Genomic DNA, 21,508 nt, shown 5'->3' on the forward strand with positions numbered 1-21,508 from the left:
GGCAGTCGGGCGCCCGTGTTGCTGATTATTTCTTCTGTTCCACATGGCCGCCAAAGCCGAACCGCATGGCGGACAGCACTTTCTCGGCGTAATTATTGCCTGTGCGTGAGCGGAAGCGTGTGAACAGGGCGGCGGTCATGACCGGGACTGGCACGGACTCTTCGATGGCGGCTTCGATTGTCCAGCGGCCTTCGCCGGAATCCTGAACCTGACCAGAGAATTCTGACAGTTCTCCGTTTTTCGCCATTGCTTCCGCTGTGAGATCGAGCAGCCAGGAGGACACGACGCTGCCACGACGCCAGACTTCGGCGATATCGGCCATGTTCAGCGGGAAGCGTTCGTTTTCGGGAAGAAGCGGAGAGTCCTTGCTTTTCATGACGTCGAAGCCTTCGGCGAAGGCCTGCATCATGCCGTATTCGATGCCGTTATGGACCATTTTCACGAAATGACCTGAACCGGCCGGACCGCAATGCAGATAACCCTGCTCGGCGCGTGGATCGAGACTCTCTTTGTCGCGACCCGGCGTGACGGGCACGTCTCCCTTGCCGGGCGCCAGGGCGCTCAGGATGGGATCGATATGCGAGGCTGCCGCGGGCGTGCCGCCATACATCATGCAGTAGCCGCGTTCGAGACCCCAGACACCGCCTGAGGTTCCGACATCGACATAGTCGATACCTTTTTCAGCCAGTGCAGCAGCGCGGCGGAGATCGTCTTTGTAATAGCTGTTGCCGCCATCGATCAGGATGTCGCCTTTTCCGAAGAGATCACCGAAGGTTTTCACAGCCTGTTCGGTGATGTCGCCTGCCGGCAGCATCAGCCAGACGACTTTTTTCGGTCCCTGGAGCTTTGACGCCAGATCGGCCTCGCCCGAAGCGCCGGTGGCCCGGCCACCTTCCGCCCGGGCCACGATTTTTTCGACGGCGGACGGGTCGCGGTCATAGACGACGACATCATGTCCATGCCGGGTCAGTCTGACGGCGATGTTGCCGCCCATTCGGCCGAGACCGACGATACCGATCTGCATACTCTGATTTCCTCCGCTCAGATGACGGCTTTGATGGCCGAGGCCAGCGTTGCCAGGCCTGTTTTCAGATCGCCTTTGATGTGGACACGGAGGGCGCGGCGTCCACGTTCGGCGAGAACGTCGAAATCGCCACGGGCCTGTGCGGCTTTTACCACACCGAAGCTGTAACGCTCGCCGGGGACGGGCAGATCATGCGCGTCATCAGCGGTGATTTGCAGGAACACACCTGTGTCAGGGCCGCCTTTATAGGCCTGGCCTGTCGAGTGCAGGAAACGGGGGCCAAACTCGGCAGCTGTGGCGACGGTTTTTGCATCGCGGATGGCCAGCCTTGTGTGCTGAATCCATTCGATCGAAGCCCGGTCGCGCTCGATATAGGCGAGGAGACCGACATAATCACCGGGTTTCACGCGGTCAAAATGGGCTTTCAGAATGGCCTGAGTGTTCGTGCCTTTCAGGGCCGAGGTATTTTTCGCATCGGCGAAGAAGGCGAGATCACCGTCTGTGGCGAACGGGGCTTCCGCAGGAAGGGAACCGGTTTCGTTATAGGCTGATGTCAGCTTCTTTGTTTCGATTTTGCTGGCTTCGACGTCTGGCTGATCGAACGGGTTGATCTTCAGATAAGCCCCGGCCACCGCTGTTGCGATTTCCCAGCGAAAAAATTCCTGCGCGATCTGGCGACGGTCATGCAGATTGATGGTGACGACCGGCTCGCCGGCGTCGATCAGGGTGCGGACGGCTTCGTCCTGCTCGTGGGAATGTTCGTTCGACAGGCGGAAGTAAACGAACAGGCGATCTTTGCCGTAATGTTTCGGACCGGCCAGAGTTTCGTCATCGACGGGGATCAGACCCTTACCGAGCTTGCCGGTTGATTCCGCGATGAGCTGTTCGGCCCAGGCACCGAAATCGGCGATCTGTTTCGTTGCGATGATGGTGATTTTGTCGCGGCCGAACTCCGTGGCGCCGACGCCGAAGACGGTGCCAAGCAGGACGCCGGGGTTGACGGCAGGGGGGACGCTGCTGTCGGAGGCGCGGACGCCATGCAGTGCGTCATCCAGGAACAGTTTCAGCGGCACGCCGGATGCGGCAGCGGGAACGATGCCGAAATTCGACAGCACGGAATAACGACCGCCAATCTGCTTTTCACCGAAAAAGACTTTCCAGAACCCGTCTTTTTTCGCCTGGGCTTCGAGTTTCGATCCGGGATCGGTCACGGCGACGAAATGCTGGCCGGCTTTCTCGCCGAGCGTCTTCTTCGCCACATCGAAGAAATACGCGAGCATGATGTTGGGTTCGAGCGTGCTGCCTGATTTGGAAGAGACGATGAACAGCGTGTGTGCCGGATCGATTTTCTTCCCGAAGGTCGCGACCTGCTGAGGGTCGGTGCTGTCCAGAACATAGAGATGGGCAAAACCTTCGTGCTTACCGAAGGTTTCCGCGAGCACTTCCGGGCCGAGGCTGGAGCCGCCCATGCCGAGGAGCAGGATCTGCTTAAAGCCGCGGGCTTTCACCTCTGTCTGGAAGGCTTCGAGTTCTTTCAGATGCGCCAGGCGATCATCGACGATATCGAGCCATTTCAGCCATTTTGACTCGTCGCTGCTGGTCCAGACCGAGGCATCGCGTGCCCAGAGCTTGCGGATCGTGCCGGCTTTACGCCAGGTGTCCAGGCCCTTTTTGACGGCTTCATCGAACGCGGTCGGAAGAGAAAGTTTTGTGTCCGCCAGCTTCTTTCCGAGGATTGCGTTCTGTTTGGCGGCCACGGAGCCCAGCAGGCTGTCAAAGGCTTCCGCGAAGGAGGCGACGCCTTCATCGACGAGTGTGCGGGTAATGCCTTCGAGATCGAGTCCGAGACGTTCTGCTTCTTTCATCACGTGTTCGGCTTCGCTGACGTTCTCGCCCAGTGAGGCACGCAGCTTGCCGTGATCGCGAAACGCATCCAGCGTGGCGGGCGGGATGGTGTTGACGGTTTCGGAGCCGATCAGTTCCTCAAGATACAGCACGTCGCTGTAGGCTTTGTCTTTTGTGCCGGTGGAGGCCCAGAGCAGGCGCTGCGGCTGGGCGCCGGCGGCTTTCAGCTTCGACCAGCGGTCGCTTTTCATGACGCCGAGCCAGTATTGCCAGGCCAGTTTCGCGTTCGCGATGGCGACCTTGCCGCGCACGGCGGAGAGAGCCTTGCTATCGGCATCTCCGGCTTTCACGCGGCGATCGATTTCGGCATCGATCTTGCCGTCGATGCGGCTGACGAAGAACGAGGCGACGGAAGCGATGCCGGAGACCGGCTTTCCGGCCTTCAGGCGGTGTTCAAGGCCGGAAAGCCATGCTTCGACGACTTTTTTGTAAGCATTGAGCGAGAACAGCAGCGTGACGTTGATGTTGATGCCGTCCGCGATTGATTTTTCGATAGCCGGCACGCCTTCGTTCGTGCCGGGAATCTTGATCATGAGATTGGGTTCGGCAACGGCGGTCCAGAGGCGAGCGGCTTCGTGTTCCGTACCCTGCGTGTCACGCGCCAGGTATGGCGAGACCTCAAGGCTCACATAGCCGTCGAGGGCTTTTGTGGCGTCGAATATCGGCTTCAGAAGTTTTGCGACTTCCCGGATATCCTGAATGGCAAGCCGCTCGTAGAGCTGGCCGGCCGAAACAGTATCATGGGCGAGGATGTCGTGAATCTGCGCGTCGTAATCGGTGCCTTCACCCATGGCTTTCTGAAAAATCGCCGGGTTGGAGGTTACGCCCTTTACGCCATCTTCCGCGATGAGCTTTGCCATTGAACCGTCCCGCGTGTAACCGCGTCGGACAAAATCCAGCCATGGCGACTGATCGAACTGTTCAAGCTCACGCAACGGACTTTTTCCGGTGCTCGACGTGGCGTTCATGGCAAATTCTCCTCTTCCCCGGCATCGGTGACGACGCCGGCACTCTTTCATCAAAAAACCCCGCGTCACGAAGACGCGGGGCATAGCATCAGATGTCAGGCACCCGCCTGTTTACGCGCGGCCTTCACGACCGCATCGACAGTGAATCCGAATTTCTTCATCAGTTCGGGCGCGGGGGCCGATGAACCGAAGCCATACATTCCGATCACTTCGCCGGTCAGGCCGACATAGCGATGCCAGCCGACGGCGGAGGCGGCTTCGACCGAGACGCGTCCGGTCACCTCCGGTGGCAGGACTTCATCACGGTAGGACTGTGGCTGCTCTTCGAACAGTTCCCAGCACGGCATGGAGACGACCCGCGCGGCCACGCCCTCCGCGACGAGCTGTTCGTAGGCCTCGACGACCAGACCCAGTTCGCTGCCGGTGGACATCAGGATGACGGCCGGTTTTTTACCGCTGTCAGCAAGGATGTAAGCGCCTTTGGCGAGGCCGCTGGCCGGAGCGTATTTGCTCCGATCAAGTGTCGGGAGGTTCTGACGGCTCAGGGCCAGAGCGACCGGACGATCCGTGAACGGGATCAGGGTGCGCCAGGCTTCTGCGACTTCGTTGGCGTCGCCGGGGCGGATGGTGATCAGGCCCGGTGTGGCCCGCAGCTGCACGAGCTGTTCGATGGGCTGGTGGGTCGGTCCGTCTTCGCCCACGCCGACGGAATCATGCGTGAAGACGTAGATCGAGGGCACTTCCATCAGAGCCGAAAGACGGATCGGCGCTTTCATGTAATCGGAGAAGATCAGGAAGCCGGCGCCGAAGGCCCGCAGACCTGACAGCGCGATACCGTTGACGATGGAGCCCATCGCATGTTCGCGCACGCCGAAATGCAGGTTGCGACCGGAATAGCTGCCGTTCCACTCCGGCGGCTGGAATGCACCGCCGTTTTTGATCGCGGTTTTGGTTGATGGCGCCAGATCGGCCGCGCCACCGAGCAGCCAGGGCAGTTTTGCCGCGATGGCGTTGAGGACTTCGCCTGAGCTTGCGCGGGAGGCTATGCCTTTTGCGTCCGTTTTATAGGTGGGGATTTCCGAATCCCAGCCTTCCGGAAGACCACCGGAGAGGATCAGTTCGATCTCTTTTGCGAGATCCGGGTACTGTTTGCTGTAAGCAGCGAAGAGTTCGTCCCATTTCGCATGAGCCGCTTTGCCGCGTGCGCCGAGCTTATCCTGGAAGTGCTGCTGCACGCCGTCCGGTACGTAGAAGCTTTTGTCTTCCGGCCAGCCATAAGCGCGTTTGGTTTCGCGGATTTCTTCCTCGCCAAGCGGCTCGCCATGCGCGGCGGCGGTACCGGCCTTGTGAGGGGAGCCCCAGGCGATGATGGAATGGACGAGGATGAAGGTCGGGCGGGTCTTTTCCGCTTTTGCTTTTTCAAGCAGGTCCAGGAGGGTGGCCGTGTCGTTGGCATCCTTCAGGATGAGAACCTGCCAGCCATAGGCTTCGAAGCGCTTCGCCACGTCTTCCGTGAAGGCGAGGTCTGTGGAGCCTTCGATGGAAATCCGGTTGGCGTCGTAGATCCAGGTGAGGTTGTCGAGCTTCAGATGCGCGGCTGTGGAGGCGGCTTCGCTGGAGACACCCTCCATCATGTCACCGTCACCGCAGACGGTATAGACGTGATAATCGAAGAGCGGGAAACCGGGCTTGTCGAAGCGGGCTGACAGCCATTTCTGCGCGATGGCCATGCCGACCGAATTGCCGCAGCCCTGGCCGAGCGGTCCGGTCGTGGTCTCGACGCCGGCTGTGTGGCGATATTCCGGGTGGCCTGGTGTTTTGGAGCCGAGCTGACGGAATTTTTCCAGATCGCCGATCGTGAGTGACGGCTTATCTGTGGGTTTACCGTCTTTCAGATCACGGATGCCGGCCAGATAGATCAGGGAATAGAGCAGCATCGACGCGTGACCGACGGACAGCACGAAGCGGTCACGGCCGGGCCATCGGGGATCGGCCGGATCATAATTCAGCACGTCCTGCCACAAGGTGTAGGCCACGGGCGCGAGGGCCATGGCTGTGCCGGGATGACCTGAATTTGCTTTCTGCACCGCGTCCATGGACAGCGTGCGGATCGTGTTAATGGCGGTCTGGTCGATATCCTGTGCCGGGGTATGTTGTACCGGGGCGCCGCCGGTTTCCGGAGCGCGGGCCACTCCTGCGCGCCCGGACCCGAACTGACTGATCCCGGACTGACTGGCATGGGGAAAACGCATTACAACCGATCCTCTGTGACAGGCCTTCAATGGCTCCTGCCTCTTCACGGGCAGGAAATACCACGGACTCTTATTGACTGGCTTACATTCCCACGGCACCGATCGACCGGCAAGGCGAGGCGCGAAAACGGGAAAGCCGCTTGCAGGCTGCATGAACACAAGCGTTACCGGGGCTGACGGTTGCCCTGCTCACGGGCTTGTGAGCTTTTTCCGGATGAATTCTTAACTTTCAGCCGCGAGAGCACGGGCGCCGATGTCGGTGCGCCACACGGCATCGTCCCACCGGATGGCTCCGACGCCCTTATAAGCCCGCGTGATGGCCTCTCCGAGTGTGGGCGCGGTCGCGCAGACTGTCAGCACGCGGCCGCCGGACGCGACCAGATCGCCGTTTGCATTGCGGCTGGTGCCGGCCTGGAACACGCGCACACCGGGCAGAGCTTCGGCGTCGTCAATTCCTGCGATGAGGCCACCTTTCGCATAGGTTTCGGGATAGCCGCGTGCGGCCAGCACGATGGCGGCCGAGGCCTCGTCCGAGAAGCCGATCGTCACGTCTGCGAGCGATCCTTTCGCGAGAGCCGCGAGAGCGGGAAGAAGGTCGGTGCTGAGCCGTATCAGCAGGGCCTGGGCCTCCGGGTCACCGAAACGCACATTATATTCGATCAGCTTCGGGCCTTCGGTCGTGAGCATGAGACCAGCGAAGATGATGCCATGAAAGGGGGTGCCGCGCCGGACCATTTCTTTCAGCATGGGGCGGACCATCAGGTCGAGTGCGTGGTTCTGTGCGGCGCGGTCGAAGCCGGCCGGCGGGGAGATTGCGCCCATACCGCCCGTGTTTGGCCCGGTATCGCCATCCCCGATGCGCTTGTGATCCTGCGCCGCGCCGATGAGCACGGCGGTTTCACCCGAGCAGAAGGCGAACAGCGAGACTTCCTCGCCGACAAGACATTCCTCAATCACGACTGCGTGGCCCGCATCGCCGAGCTTGTCGGAGGTCATCATGTCGCTGATAGCGGTTTCGGCTTCGGTGATGGTCTGTGCGACGACGACGCCTTTGCCGGCGGCCAGACCATCGGCCTTGACGACGATGGGAGCGCCGCGTCGGCGGACCAGCGCCATGGCGTGGGCCGGGTCTGTGAACCGTTCCCAGCGGGCGGTGGGAATTCCGGCGGCGTCACAGATTTCCTTTGTGAAGGTTTTGCTGCCTTCCAGGGCGGCGGCGGCCCGGGTGGGACCGGCGCAGGCGATCCCGGCTTCCGCGCAGGCATCGGCGAGGCCGGCGACCAGGGGGGCTTCGGGGCCGGGCACGACGAGGTCGATGGCTTCGCGGCGCGCGAAATCGACCAGGGCGGCCACGTTGCCTGCCGCGATGGCAACATTGGTGCCGCAGAGAGCCGTGCCGGGGTTGCCGGGGGCGATATAAAGCTGCGTGAGGTCGGGTGAGGCGGCGAGTGCCGCCGCGAGGGCATGTTCACGCCCGCCTGATCCAACCAGCAAAACCCGCATCGTCTCACCCTTCCCGCGCCTGCCTGCGACAGGCGCTGCCGTCTGATTTATGACCCTGCCGCAGGGTCTCCTGTTGAGGCTGCTGCGTCTGTAGCATAGGGTCGGGCCATGGACGATGCCCCACTTGCCGCGCCTTTCGGCAATGTTCCCGAATACTCGGTTGCCGAGATTTCAGGAGCGATCAAACAGACCCTCGAAAGCACCTTCGGGCGCATCCGCGTTCGTGGCGAGATCACGGAGTTCAAGCGCTACAGCTCCGGTCATCTCTATTTTTCACTGAAGGATGAGGGAGGCAAGATTTCCGGCGTGGTCTGGCGCGGGTCGGTATCGCGGCTCGGGCTGGTGCCGGAAAATGGGCTTGAGATCATCGCGACGGGACGGATTTCCTCTTATGGCGAGCGGTCGAGCTATCAGCTGATCGTCGAGAAGATGGAGTATGCCGGCGAGGGTGCGTTGCTGGCGCGCATCGAGCGGCTGCGGCTGCGGCTGGCTGAAGAGGGGCTGTTCGATCGGGAGAGGAAGCGGCGGATTCCGCGTCTGCCGAAGCTGATTGGCGTTGTGACCTCGCCCCAGGGGGCGGTGCTGCATGATATCTGCACGACGATTGCGCGGCGCTTTCCACGGGAGCTGCTGATCTGGCCGGTTGCGGTGCAGGGCGAAGGAGCGGCGGCGCAGATTACGGCCGCGATTCAGGGTTTTGGCCGGCTTGGCGTGCCCGGTCCGGGGGCGTCTCTGCCGCGACCGGATGTGCTGATCGTGGCGCGGGGCGGCGGCTCGCTTGAGGACCTGATGGCCTTCAACGAGGAGAGTGTTCTGCGGGCCGTGGCGGCCTGTCCGATTCCGGTGATCTCGGCGGTCGGGCATGAGACGGACACGACGCTGATCGATTATGTTTCCGACATTCGGGCCCCGACGCCGACGGCGGCGGCGGAGCTGGCGGTGCCGGTGCGCAATGAATTGCTGGCGGACCTTGCGCATCGGGCTGCCCGGATGGGGAGTGCGCTGACCCGGATTGCCCAGACGGCGCGATTGCGGCTCGATCGGGCGGCGTCCGGTTTACCGGATCTTCCTTCTCTGCTCGACACGGCCCGGATGCGGCTGGATGACCGGTCGCACAGGCTGGAGCTGGCGCTGCCTTCGCTGCTGGAGCGGCGGCGGACAGCGCTGATGGTTGCTGAGCGTCACATGCCGGCGCCCGGAACGATTATTGCGGAACGGCGCGCACGGCTGGTGCTGCGGACGGCGGCGCTGGATGCGGCGGCCACGGCGCTGGGACGAGCGGCGGAAGCCCGGCTTGGTCGCACCCGTCTTTCCCCTGCCCCGCTTCTGGCGCTGTGCCGGGAGCGACAGGCACGGCTGGCCGGGGTTGGCGGATTGCTTGAATCCGTCTCGCCGCGTGCGGTTCTGGAGCGTGGCTATGTGCTGGTGCGCGATGCCGCAGGCGAGCCGGTGACGCGGGCGGGGAAACTTTCGGCCGGGGAGCACGTCACGCTTGTGTTTGCTGACGGCGGGAAGGCTGCGCGCATTGAAGGCCGCAAAGACACACCACAAGGATTACTGGACCTGTGAAAAAGAATTTCCTGGAGTCGAAGCTCGACGCGCTGAAATCTCCTCCGATGGATGTGAAGCTCGATCAGAAGCCTGTTGCCAAGCTGATCGTGATCGGGGTGATCATTCTCGTGGGGCTGGGCATGATCGGCTATATCGCAACGTCTTTCGTTTCGGCTTATCGCGCCTCCACACAGCCGGGTGTGGCGCAGACACTGGACTGTAAGATGGTGTCTTCCGATAAGCCCGATGGTGATCCATCGCATTGCGGGACGAACGGGACGGGCAGGTAATCTGCTGCGCGGTCGTGCCGGGACGAGGGGATCTGTGGCCTGGATGGGACACCGTCCCCGGATCCGGGCGGGTCTCTGTCTGACCGGATCTGACGGATGCCGTTTGGGACCGGGCGTTGTTTCTCTTTGACAGAGATGAAGGTCTCAGAGGCTGTGACGTGGATGCGGGCATCCGGGCTCAGCGCGGACCCGGCAGGACTGTAAGCCCCTGCACTCCGATTTGTTTGTAAAGGCTCTGTTGTCGTTAAGTGCTGACACTTTCTCAGGGTTTTGCCCGTGATGACCACCAAAGGTCACAGACCTTTGGAAACCGGCTTGTTGATCAACAGATCGGGGTGAAGGGGGCAGCGACCCCTGCCGGGTTCCATAGCTGAGCCCTGCCAGCCTCACACCTGTCAGTCTCACGTAAGTCGTAAGGCCGGACCTCCTGACATTACAGGCGACACGCCGGAACGGCGCTGCCTTACGCGTAACTGCTAACGGACTGATTCGACACCGAAACACACTGTGTTCCGCAGGACACAATGATCTGCGATACGATTAATATGCGCATATAATAAATTCACGCACTGAGTGAGTGGTGATAGCAACAACGAAACAGTGTGATTGTATGTAAAAAATACAACATATATTCGTGGATTATGGAGACTCCATCTTGCCTTCACTCATTGTACCAGCCACGAATTCCTCTGATGCCAGCAGGAAAAAATCTGTTCCTGGGGGTCTGCTCAGGCGTGCGCTGCTTGCCGCCTCTGTTCTGCCACTTCAGCCGGTCGCACTGGCGATGGCTGCCGATGAGACGGGGCAGACCACGATCCGGCCTTCCGTCGGAGTGCGGACTCATAAGGCCCCTGTCGCTGCTTCGGCACGCACGGTGAATACGCCTGCGAGCGGGCGTGCGGTCAGTGCCACGGCGCATGTACCGGTCCGTTCCGTTGAGGCACCGGATATCGGCGAGACCGTTATTGTGACTGGCACGCGCGAGACGGGGAAAAAGGCGCGGGACAGTGTGGCGCCGATCGATATCATTTCATCGAAGCAGCTTGCATCGACCGGGCAGCCCAATCTCCTTCAGGCTCTTTCTCAGCTATTGCCATCACTGACGATTCCCACAGGTGGTTTCGACACCGGGGCCCTGACACGGTCTTTCAGTCTGCGCGGGCTGAGCCCGAATGAGACCCTTGTTCTCGTGGATGGCAAGCGGCGGCACACGACAGCGAATCTTTACGCGGATGGTGGGCCGCAGCAGGGTTCGACCCCTGTTGATGTCAGCCTGATCCCTCTTGCGGCGATCGATCATGTGGAAGTTCTGCGTGACGGCGCTTCCGCGCAGTATGGGTCGGATGCTGTGGCCGGGGTGGTGAACATCATCCTCAAAAAGCAGGATCACGGGTTCAATGCCCAGTCGATCACCGGGATCAATGCCGCGAAAGACGGGTTCCAGCAGGGTGTGAATCTGGATGGAGGCGCGAAACTCGGTAATCGTGGCTATGTGCATGTGAGTGGCGACTTCTTTCACCAGGATCACACCTATCGCAGCGCTCCTGATGGAAGGACGGGGACGAAGATCAACAAGTTGCTCGGACAGCCGGAAGAGACGCGCGAAAGCGTAGCGATCAAGGCGGGCTATCAGATTACGGATGACATCGAGGCTTATGCCCTCGCGACGTATGCGCACAGGCATGCAGAATCGTATCAGAATTATCGCCTGCCGGGCAGCGTTACCGCTTATCCCGGCTATGCCGCGATTTATCCGGACGGCTACTCGCCTCTTGAGACTCTTGATGAGAATGACTGGGAGGTCACGGCGGGTGTAAAAGGCATTTTTCGTGGGTGGAACTGGGATCTTTCATCGGTTTATGGACGTGATTATGACGCGATCGGTCTGAAGGATTCGTCGAACTACGCTCTCTATACGGCGACGGGTCGCACACCGACGACGTTTCAGGTCCAGAGTTTCAATAACTCGCAGTGGAGCAATACCTTTGATCTGAGCAGAGCCATTCATGTGTCCGGCTGGCCCCACAGCATCAATGTGGCGGGGGGCGCGACCTATCGTTATGAGAGTTATTCGGTTGGCACGGGGTCACCCGATTCAACTTATGGCAGCGGGTCTGATGCCCTCACAGGCATGAATGCAGGCAATGCCGGAAACTCGAACCGTGACGTAGTTGGCGGCTATGTCGATGTGGCGACGCATCTTCTGAAGAACTGGCAGTTTGATCTGGCTGGCAGGTTTGAGCATTACACCGATGTGGGTGATACGGAGACCGGAAAGGTCTCGACCCGTTATGATGCTTTCAGGTGGCTTGCTTTCCGGGCCACGATCTCGAACGGGTTCCACGCCCCGACGCTGGCGCAGGAGCATTACAGCTCGCTGACGGTCTCTCCGACAGCGGCGCGCGGTCTGATTGCCGCGAATTCACCCGGTGCACTGGCGAATGGCGCTTCGCAGCTGAAGCCGGAGCGGTCCACCAACGCGACAGGGGGCATCATCATCGAGCCGGTGAAGAAACTGCATATCACCGTCGATGTGTATCAGATCAATCTGCGTGATCAGATTCTGCCTGGCGGGAACATTTATGGCACGACGGCGGCAAGTGCTCTTGCCATGAACGGGTTCTCGCTACCCGCCGGATCGGAAAGCTGGTCTTCTTCATCTCTTTCGGCAAACTGGTTTGCGAATGTGGCCAGCACGCGCACTCAGGGACTGGATCTGACGGCCACCTATCCGACGCAGCTTGGCAATGTCGGGGTGATTAACTGGGATGTTGCGATCAACCTGAACCGTACCCGTCTGTCTCATGAAGCGAATAACAATCTGACCGGGGCGCCGCTGCTCTCCGCCCAGAGCGTTGCGTATATCACGACGGCTTATCCGCGCAGCAAGATGATCTGGGGCGGCCGGTTCACGAGTGGCAAATGGACGGTCGGGGTGCATGAGATCCGTTATGGCCAGACAACGTCCCAACTGACGTATTATGGGGGCGCGGGCAATACGAGTTCGCTGTCCAGCACGAACTTTCTTCAGTTCAGGAACACGCCGAAATTCGTCACCAATCTGGACATCACCTATCGCGTCAATCGCAACTGGTCGTTCACGCTTGGTGCGAACAACATCTTTGATGCGCGGCCGAGCCGGGTTCCGGACGGAAACCGTTATCTCGGAGTTCCGCAATATTACATGAGCACGTCACAGCTCGATATGAATGGCGGATTCTATTATCTGCGCGCGAATCTGACTCTGTAACCAACGACTTTCCGGTGGTCGGCGTTCCGATATGGACGGAGCTGACCGCCGCGACGCTACCGTCTCCTGTGATGGCCAGCCACTCTCATTTTTCTGAGATCCGCGACCTTTCCATGATCCCGATGCGTGTTGCGACGTTGCTGTCTGTGGACATCGCGGGCACGCGGCAACGCATGGAAGCCCGCAGGGGCCGGGGCTGCACAGGGAGAAGGCGAAACAGTGTGGCCTGCGTTGCGACGAGCCCTGATCTGTCTTCTGATCTTTCCGGTTCTGTCATTGCTGTTTGGCGGAGAAGTTCGCGCACAACCTGATTCCTACATACGGCATGGGGTCTGTGACGGCTTTCCCCGTGTCGATCTGCGGACATCGGAGGGCCTTTGCGTCGGTCTTGTTGCCTCCGGCATCAATTTTCCCCGTGGTGTCGCGGTGAAGGGGAGCACGATCTACATCGCCGACATGGGTGGCTGGCACCATGATCGGGGTCGACTGCTCGCATTCGACCAGAATGGTCATGGGCAGGAGAAAGACGTGCTGACGGGGCTGGACCGTCCTGACGGGCTGGCACTGGCGGCTGACGGTCAGCTTTATATCGGACTGCCCGGCCATATTCTTCGGGTTCTGCTGCGTCAGGATGGCACTGCGACGGGGACGCAGGAGGTGATGACGGGTCTGCCCCTCACGGGGCGGAATGTTCTGACGGCGCTGGCAGCGGACCCGGGCGGCGGCCTTTATCTCAGCGCGGGCTCTGCCACGAACAATTGCGAATCAGGGTCAGGAAAGGCACCTGATGCTTCGCGGCGCTGTCCGGAACTGAATGCAAAAATTCCCCGCGCGTCGATCCTGTGGTTTCGACCGGGAGAGACGGTGCATCATGCGGGTCGTGGCGATGTGGTGGCGACGGGGCTCAGAAATCCCATGGCGCTCACTGTCATGCCGGATGGCGTTTTACTGGCAGCCGTGAATTCCCGTGACAGCATCGACAGCATTGACCCGGAGCTCTCCGATGATGATCTGCCGCACGACACGTTTCATATTATCCGCAAAGGGCGCGATTACGGCTGGCCTTATTGTTTTGATAATGACCGTCCCGCGCCGGAGTATCCGGACCATAGCTGCGCTGCCGTCCCGCGTCCGGATCTGCTGCTTGGCCCTCATTCCGCGCCGCTGGGGATGATCTTTTACGACAGGGCCACTCTGCCCGGACTGAAAAACCGTGTTCTCATGGCATATCATGGCTATCGGGCCGCAGGGCATCAGGTGGTGAGTCTTGCTGTGGATGTGCATGGCAGACCGCAGGGAGAACCGATGCCACTTGTCCGGGGATGGCAGGATCTGTCCGACAGTGGTGGTCCCCCCGGCTCGCCTGTCGGGCTGGCTGTTATGGGAGACGGGACTGTGCTGATCACGGACGATCACAACGGGACGCTGCTGCGGCTGGCGAAGGAGTAGCGCTCTGCTTCGGAAACCATTTTTCTAAACCGGCAGAGATGCAGGGGCCTGCGGTTCCTGCCAGGTCCGGGCAGAGCCCGGAAGAAGCCCGCGACAAAAAAGGGCCGCACACTGTGCGACCCTGTTTTTTACTGCCGCGCCTGAAAGCGTGGATGTCAGGCGAGAACTGTCGCCGCTTCCTTCCCGTCGATCAGCAGACCATCGCCATTGGCTGAAATGGTCACTGTCTCTCCGTCATGGATGGTGCCTTCGAGCAGCAGTTCCGCCAGCGGGTTCTGCAGGCTGCGCTGCACGACGCGCTTCAGCGGACGGGCGCCATAGACCGGATCGTAGCCTTCGTTGGCCAGCCACTGATGCGCGAGATCATCGAGTTTCAGGACGATGTTGCGGTCGGTGAGCAGGCTCTGGAGACGCGCGATCTGGATATCGACGATATGCGTCATGTCCGCTTTCTGCAGACGTGAGAACAGTACGATTTCGTCCAGACGGTTGAGGAATTCCGGCCGGAAATGTTCCCGGACGACCTTCATCACCTGAGCGTGGACCATCTCTGTCGACTCACCGTCCGGCTGGTTGGCCAGAACATCCGAGCCGAGATTGCTGGTCAGCACGATCAGCGTGTTGCGGAAATCGACCACACGCCCCTGCCCGTCCGTCAGGCGACCGTCATCGAGAACCTGGAGCAGGATGTTGAAGACATCGGGATGGGCTTTCTCGACCTCATCGAAGAGGATGACCTGATAGGGACGGCGGCGCACGGCTTCCGTCAGCACGCCACCTTCTTCATAACCGACATAGCCGGGAGGGGCTCCGATCAGGCGGGCGACGGAGTGCTTCTCCATGAACTCGCTCATGTCGATGCGCAGCAGGGCCTTTTCGTCGTCGAACAGGAATTCGGCGAGAGCCTTGGTCAGTTCGGTCTTGCCGACGCCGGTCGGGCCGAGGAACAGGAACGAGCCGATCGGACGGTTCGGATCCTGAAGGCCGGCGCGGGCGCGACGGACGGCGTGGGCGACGGCTTTGAGGGCTGGTTCCTGGCCGACGACCCGCTTGCGCAGTTCGTCTTCCATGCGCAGCAGTTTGGTTCGCTCGCCTTCGACCATGCGGTCCACAGGGATACCGGTCCAGCGCGAGACGACGGAGGCGATGCTCTGCTCGGTCACGGCCTGGGAAACCAGATCACCGGTGTTACCGGACTGCTCTTCCTGCGCTCTGGTGATCTTCGCTTCGAGATCCGGGATCACGCCATACATCAGTTCGGAGGCCTGACCGAGATCGCCCTTGCGCTGCGCGACCTCGACTTTTGACCGGGCTTCATCCAGTTGCTCCTTGAGCTTCTGGACAGCAGTCACCCGATCTTTCTCGGCGTGCCAGGCCGCGTTCATAGCGTCTGATTTTTCTTCAAGATCGGAGAGTTCGGCACCGACTTTTTCAAGGCGTTCACGGCTGGCGGAATCATCTTCCTTGCGCAGCGCTTCACGTTCGATCTTGAGCTGAATGACACGCCGATCGAGTTCGTCGAGTTCTTCCGGCTTGCTGTCGATCTGCATCCGCAGGCGGCTGGAGGCTTCATCCATCAGGTCGATGGCTTTATCCGGCAGGAAGCGATCGGTGATGTAGCGGTTGGACAGCGTGGCTGCCGCGACCAGGGCTCCATCGGAGATACGCACGCCATGATGGAGTTCATATTTCTCCTTAATGCCGCGCAGGATCGAGATCGTGTCGGCCACGGATGGCTCGCCCACGAAGACCGGCTGGAAGCGACGGGCGAGGGCTGCGTCTTTCTCGATGTATTTGCGATACTCATCGAGTGTTGTGGCGCCGATGCAATGCAGCGTGCCGCGGGCCAGCTCCGGTTTGATCAGGTTGGACGCATCCATCGCGCCGTCCGAGCGACCGGCACCAACAAGTGTGTGCATCTCGTCGATGAACAGGATGACCTGCCCTTCAGCGGATTCGATTTCCTTGAGGACAGCCTTCAGACGTTCCTCGAACTCGCCACGGAATTTCGCGCCGGCGATCAGGGCGCCCATATCGAGGGAGAGCAGTTTCTTGTTGCGGAGTGCCTCGGGCACGTCACCGTTGACGATGCGCTGGGCGAGACCTTCCACAATCGCGGTTTTACCGACACCGGGCTCGCCAATCAGGACCGGGTTGTTCTTGCTCCGGCGTGCAAGCACCTGGATGGCGCGACGGATTTCCTCGTCGCGACCGATGACCGGATCGAGCTTGCCGGCCTGGGCTACGGCGGTGACATCGCGGGCGTATTTCTTCAGCGCGTCAAAACCGGCTTCCGCGTTTTCGCTGGTAACGGTGCGGCCTTTGCGGATCGCGACCACTGCCTTTTCAAGTGCATCGGCTGAAGCGCCATTATCTTTCAGGGCGCGACCGGCGGCGGAGTCAGAGGCCGCAATGGCGACCAGCAGGCGATCCTGTGCGACGAAGGAATCGCCGGCTTTCTGCGCGGCCTGTTCGGCACCGTCCAGAAGGCGGACAAGATCCGGAGTTGCCTGCGGCTGACCTGCGCCGCCACCCTGTACTTTTGGCAGTTTTGCGAGTGCCTGTTCGACGGCGGCTTTGGCCCCGACGGGATTTCCGCCAGCGGCTTTGATCAGTGACGAGGCCGCGCCTTCTTCATCATCCAGCAGGGCCTTGAGCAGGTGCTCCGGCGTCAGTTGCTGGTTGTAGTCACGGAGCGCGATGGTCTGCGCGGCCTGCAGGAAGCCACGTGAGCGCTCCGTAAATTTCTGAATATCCATTATTCCTGTTGTCCCTTTTCACTCAGGCGATCATCAGGCCTTGCCACACCCCTCCAGGAGGCAATGCGGCTCTGGTCTTCTGTGTAAATATGGGGACATAAAAGATGATCGCAAGGGGTTGTCCCAGCCAACAGCCATGCATTGGAGAGCCCGTCACGAGATCAATCCGGATTCGTGCGGAATCCCGACGTTTTCTCACATCTGCCAGTTTGAATGACAACTGGCATCACACCGGTTCGTAGTGTCTGACCTGGAATGTGCGTGGATAAGAAGTTGAGTGATATCAATCTTTTGTAATTCAGTCCGGGTTACGAAACATCGGCGGAGGGTCTCATGGGGACCGATACCCCCTTGCGCAGCATGCGCGCAGGAAACTGCGGCGGTCAGGCGATTTGACGCTTACGGAATGGCGCGTTCCGGAGCCGGTTATGCCGGCGGCGAAGCCGCGAGAGCGGACCAGGGTTATGCCGACAGGACGCGTGAACCCGGCATCCGCGCCGTGAGGACGAGGTCGGCTCTCAGTGATATGTCCTGTTCCGGGATATGTCCTGTTCTGGCGCCCGAAAGGCTGCGTGCCCCCCAACAGAAGGATTATTTCGGCCATGGCTACCCGGGCGCCGAACGACGCTCGCGCCGTTTTGTTGTATGGCACCGCGAACCGGCAGACAACCGCCAAAGATTAAGAGGCTGTTTCAAAAGCCGCACTGCCGGGCGAGAACGCCCCTGAGAGGCGTGTGTTTTTGAGCACGGAAGCGGAGCGTCGTGCGGGCCGTGCGCATCGGAGGGCAGAAGACACGCGTCTGATCGCCGGCAGAGGAGCTTTTGAAACAGCCTTTAAGATCCCGGCAATGTGCCGGGTCGGAGTATTCTCCGGGACCATAACGCCGAGGCTGCCAGAGATTTTTCAACGGCCTCGTGAAAACGTGTACACGCACCACCTTGCGCCCGTGACCCCGGGCTCTATATATGCTCAAATTGAGTATAACAGGGCGCAGGAGCGCGACCATGTCAGAGACACTCACAGATCGCCGCGCAAGTCTTTATGAACCGGTCTCGCACCTTATGCACCGCGACGACTGGGAGCGCCTCTATGCCGACGACATTGAGGCTATCCTGCGTCTCAAGAAGCAGCATGACGCCGTCATCCTGGCTCATAATTACCAGACCCCGGAAATTTTCCACTGCGTGGCAGACATCCGGGGCGACAGCCTCGCTCTGGCCCGTGCGGCACAGACGCTTGATCAGAGCGTCATCGTCATGGCCGGCGTCCATTTCATGGCCGAAACCGCGAAACTACTGAATCCTCAAAAGACTGTTCTGATCCCTGATACCCGCGCGGGCTGTTCGCTCGCCGAAGGAATCACCGCTGAAAACGTCCGCGCTCTTAAGGCTGCGCATCCTGGCGTCCCGGTGGTCACCTATGTAAACTCCACCGCCGCCGTCAAAGCGGAATCCGATATCTGCTGCACCTCAGGAAATGCGAAGCGCCTCGTTGAGGGTCTGGGCGTCCCGAAGATCATTATGATCCCCGATGAATTTCTCGCCCGGAACATCGAAGCCGAAACCGGTATCGAAATGGTCACCTGGCCGGCCCATTGTGAAGTCCATGAACGCTTCACTCCGCAGGAGATCCGGCAATACCGGCGTATCCATAAAGGCGTCACCGTCATCGCTCATCCGGAATGTCCGCCGGAAGTCGTCGCCGAGGCCGATTTTTCTGGCTCCACCGCTCAGATGCAGGACTACATCGCTGAAAACCAGCCGGAAAAAGTCCTGCTCGTGACGGAATGTTCCATGAGCGACAACCTCTCGGTTCTGTTTCCCGCCACCAGTTTCGTGCGTCCGTGCAACCTTTGCCCGCATATGAAACGGATCACGCTCGCCGGTATTCGCCGCTCACTGGAAACGATGCAAACCCCGGTTTCCATTCCCGCGCATCTGCAGCCTCGTGCCCGTCTGGCCGTCGAACGCATGCTGGCCGCCTGACTTTCTCACCAGAGGAGGCAGAAAGATGACCATTCTCTCCCGCTACGCCGGATGGCCCGTTATTGCCGGCGCCGGTCTGGCAGGTCTTTCGACCGCCCTGCATCTGGAATGCCCCTGCGTCCTGCTTTCCGCAGCATCGCCCGGAGATGACGCCGCAAGCAGCCTCGCTCAGGGTGGCCTTGCCGCCGCCGTCGGGCCTGATGATTGCCCGGACCTCCATGCCGCCGATACCATCGCCGCCGGCGCCGGTCTGTGCGATCAGACTGTCGTCCGTGCGATTACTGCCGCCGGCCCGCAAACCGTCGAAACGCTTCTGAATCTGGGTGTTCCTTTCGCCAGAAATCCGGAGGGCAGTCTTTCGCTTCATCTCGAAGCGGCCCATTCGCATCCCCGTATCGTCTACGCCAATGGTGACGCCAGTGGTGCCGCGATCATGAAGACTCTTGTTGCCCGCGTAAAAAATACGCCCCGCATTACCGTTATCGAAAACTGTGTCCTCACTGGTCTCCGGATTGAAAACGGCGACCTCCACGGCGTCCGGACCAGCCAGGGCTTCATCCCCACCCGAATCTGCGTCATGGCCAGCGGTGGGATTGGCGCGCTTTATGCCGGTGCGACCAGTCCGCAAGGCTGCACCGGTTCCGGTCTTGCCATTGCCGCCCGTGCCGGTGCTGAGCTGACCGATATGGAATTCACTCAGTTCCACCCGACAGCGCTCGATACCGGTTCCCGCTCGGGTCGCCGTCCACTCATCAGTGAAGCCGTTCGTGGTGCCGGCGGGCGTCTTGTTGACGAAACCGGCAAGACGTTCACAGATGAACTCGCTCCCCGCGATGTCGTCGCCCGTGCCATCGCTGCTCACCAGAGCGAAGGTCACAGGGTCTTCCTAGATGCGCGCTCCCTGTCCGCGGGCCCTTTCAGTAACCTTTTTCCTGGCATCACCACCGCCTGCCTGGCCATTGGCGTCAATCCGGAACAGCAGCCCATCCCTGTCCGTCCCGCCATGCATTACCATATGGGCGGCATCGCTACGGACGCGCGTGGCCGCAGCTCCATCCCTGGTCTGTGGGCTGTCGGCGAAGTTGCCTGCAACGGTCTCCATGGTGCCAATCGTCTTGCCAGCAACTCCCTTCTGGAAGCTTTCGTCACTGGTCAGTGGACTGCCGGGGATCTGAACGGCAAATCCATCGAAATCATGCCCTCCTTCCGTCCCGGCCTGGAAGCCTCCCGCTTTTCCTCAAAGCTGGACGTCAGCAACGCCTTCATGGAACACGCGGGGATCCTCCGCAACGCAACCGGCCTGCGCCGTCTTCTGGAAAAAGTCACTCCATACGTCGATTACGATCAGAATGCTCTGATTGCGGCCTTTGTCGCTCAGGCCGCTTTAAATCGGCGTGAAAGTCGGGGAAGTCACTTCCGGACGGATGATATTTCACAGGCTCAGTCCCTGAATCACCAAAGGCCGGAGACTTTTGAAAACCAGTATTCCGGCAGCGGACAGCATCAGATCTCCTCCCGTCAGATCCTTACCATCGAAGACATCTCATCTGTGAAAGTCTCTGAACAATGCCTGTAACATCACTGCCCGATATCCTGTGGGAACCCATTATCCGTAATGCTCTTCTCGAAGATTTTGGCACAGGCGGCGACAGCACGACCCAGGCTCTCGTTCAGCCCGGACAAACCCTGAAAGCCGCATTCCGCGCCCGCAAAACCGGAATCCTCGCCGGTGTTCAGGGCGCACGTCTGGCTTTCACTCTTCTCGATCCCACAGTCCGCTTTGAGCCTCACATTACCGATGGAACTCTTCTTCAGCCGGGAAGCATCATCGCCACGGTGGAAGGCAGGGCGGAAACCGTGCTTGGCGGCGAACGCACAGCGCTCAATCTTCTCTCGCATCTCAGTGGCATCGCCACCACCACCCGTCAGATCGCGGATGCCATCTCCGGCACAAAAGCCCGCATTGTCTGCACCAGAAAAACCCTGCCCGGTCTGCGTGCATTACAAAAATACGCCGTCCGCGCCGGAGGCGGCCACAACCACCGCTATCGTCTCGATGATGCTATTCTCATCAAAGACAATCACCTCGCCCTCTGCGGCGGAGACGTCGTCGCCGCCCTCAAAATTGCCCGCGACCGCGCCGGTCATCTCGTCAAAATCGAGCTTGAAGTGGACACACCCGATCAGCTCGAACGTGCACTCTCCTGCAACATCGCCGACGCCTACCTCCTTGACAACATGGACCTGCCAACTCTGAAAAAAGCAGTTATCCTCATCAACAAACGCGCTATCGCAGAAGCCTCAGGCGGCATCACTCCTGAAACCGCCCGCCCCATCGCCGAAACCGGCGTCGATATCCTTTCACTCGGCTGGCTGACCCACAGCGTACAGGCTCTGGATATAGGACTTGATATTCCCGCCTGCCCCATACGCTTCTGCCGGAGCCAGCGCCTTACGAGCGCCACCTATGCCCCGGGCAATAAATATAGCAGAGGATCCGGCCTTTGACCGGTGTGAGGTTGATGAGTGTGAGGCTGGCAGGGGGCTCTGCCCTGGAACCATGTAAACGCT

The 21,508-nt window shown here is 60.3% G+C and carries 12 protein-coding genes; 7 read left to right on the plus strand and 5 right to left on the minus strand.

Translation table 11 applies throughout. The annotated features are described in order from the left end of the window. Window positions 1–25 precede the first annotated feature (25 nt). The 4 genes from gnd to purD form a co-directional block, all read right to left on the minus strand. Window positions 26–1,024 (minus strand): phosphogluconate dehydrogenase (NAD(+)-dependent, decarboxylating), encoded by a 999-nt coding sequence (gene gnd, locus GOB85_RS04785; protein WP_173576406.1) that lies wholly within the window; start codon window positions 1,022–1,024, stop codon window positions 26–28. 17 nt (window positions 1,025–1,041) lie between these two features. Beyond that, window positions 1,042–3,897 carry a bifunctional transaldolase/phosoglucose isomerase gene (locus tag GOB85_RS04790; protein WP_173576405.1) on the minus strand — a complete coding sequence of 952 codons (2,856 nt, stop codon included), beginning with the start codon at window positions 3,895–3,897 and terminating at the stop codon, window positions 1,042–1,044. Window positions 3,898–3,992: 95 nt separating this feature from the next. Continuing rightward, on the minus strand, window positions 3,993–6,149 hold the full coding sequence (gene tkt / locus GOB85_RS04795) for a transketolase (RefSeq protein ID WP_173576404.1): 2,157 nt from the start codon (window positions 6,147–6,149) through the stop codon (window positions 3,993–3,995). A gap of 222 nt (window positions 6,150–6,371) precedes the next feature. Then, a complete protein-coding gene (gene purD, locus GOB85_RS04800; protein ID WP_173576403.1) occupies window positions 6,372–7,652 on the minus strand; it encodes a phosphoribosylamine--glycine ligase in 1,281 nt (426 codons plus the stop codon). 108 nt (window positions 7,653–7,760) lie between these two features. On the opposite strand from purD, the gene xseA reads away from it, so the two are divergent. From xseA to GOB85_RS04820, 4 genes are all read left to right on the plus strand, one after another. Beyond that, window positions 7,761–9,221, plus strand: a complete 1,461-nt coding sequence (xseA, locus tag GOB85_RS04805) for an exodeoxyribonuclease VII large subunit (RefSeq protein WP_173576402.1) — start codon at window positions 7,761–7,763, stop codon at window positions 9,219–9,221. Then, complete coding sequence (locus GOB85_RS04810; RefSeq protein WP_173576401.1) at window positions 9,218–9,493, plus strand: hypothetical protein; 276 nt, start codon at window positions 9,218–9,220, stop codon at window positions 9,491–9,493. The genes xseA and GOB85_RS04810 overlap by 4 nt, the downstream gene beginning before the upstream one ends. A 784-nt stretch (window positions 9,494–10,277) precedes the next feature. Further along, entirely contained in the window at window positions 10,278–12,743 is a 2,466-nt protein-coding gene (locus GOB85_RS04815) for a TonB-dependent receptor plug domain-containing protein (protein ID WP_173576496.1), read from the plus strand. Window positions 12,744–12,869: 126 nt separating this feature from the next. Then, window positions 12,870–14,192: a PQQ-dependent sugar dehydrogenase gene (locus GOB85_RS04820; RefSeq protein WP_173576400.1), complete on the plus strand. Its 1,323-nt coding sequence runs from the start codon at window positions 12,870–12,872 to the stop codon at window positions 14,190–14,192. A 155-nt stretch (window positions 14,193–14,347) separates the two neighbouring features. Here GOB85_RS04820 and clpB read toward each other — a convergent pair whose 3' ends face one another. Beyond that, window positions 14,348–16,951 carry an ATP-dependent chaperone ClpB gene (gene clpB / locus GOB85_RS04825; RefSeq protein WP_173576399.1) on the minus strand — a complete coding sequence of 868 codons (2,604 nt, stop codon included), beginning with the start codon at window positions 16,949–16,951 and terminating at the stop codon, window positions 14,348–14,350. A gap of 1,005 nt (window positions 16,952–17,956) precedes the next feature. Here clpB and nadA point away from each other — a divergent pair. From nadA to nadC, 3 genes are read left to right on the plus strand one after another with little or no spacing between them, the layout of a single operon-like run. Continuing rightward, window positions 17,957–18,937: a quinolinate synthase NadA gene (gene nadA / locus GOB85_RS04830; protein WP_173576398.1), complete on the plus strand. Its 981-nt coding sequence runs from the start codon at window positions 17,957–17,959 to the stop codon at window positions 18,935–18,937. A gap of 25 nt (window positions 18,938–18,962) precedes the next feature. After that, entirely contained in the window at window positions 18,963–20,513 is a 1,551-nt protein-coding gene (locus tag GOB85_RS04835) for an L-aspartate oxidase (RefSeq protein ID WP_173576397.1), read from the plus strand. Beyond that, complete coding sequence (gene nadC, locus GOB85_RS04840; RefSeq protein ID WP_173576396.1) at window positions 20,504–21,445, plus strand: carboxylating nicotinate-nucleotide diphosphorylase; 942 nt, start codon at window positions 20,504–20,506, stop codon at window positions 21,443–21,445. The genes GOB85_RS04835 and nadC overlap by 10 nt, the downstream gene beginning before the upstream one ends. Window positions 21,446–21,508 lie beyond the last annotated feature (63 nt).

Origin of the sequence: Acetobacter fallax, assembly GCF_011516735.1 — a bacterium.
Lineage (GTDB): Bacteria > Pseudomonadota > Alphaproteobacteria > Acetobacterales > Acetobacteraceae > Acetobacter > Acetobacter fallax.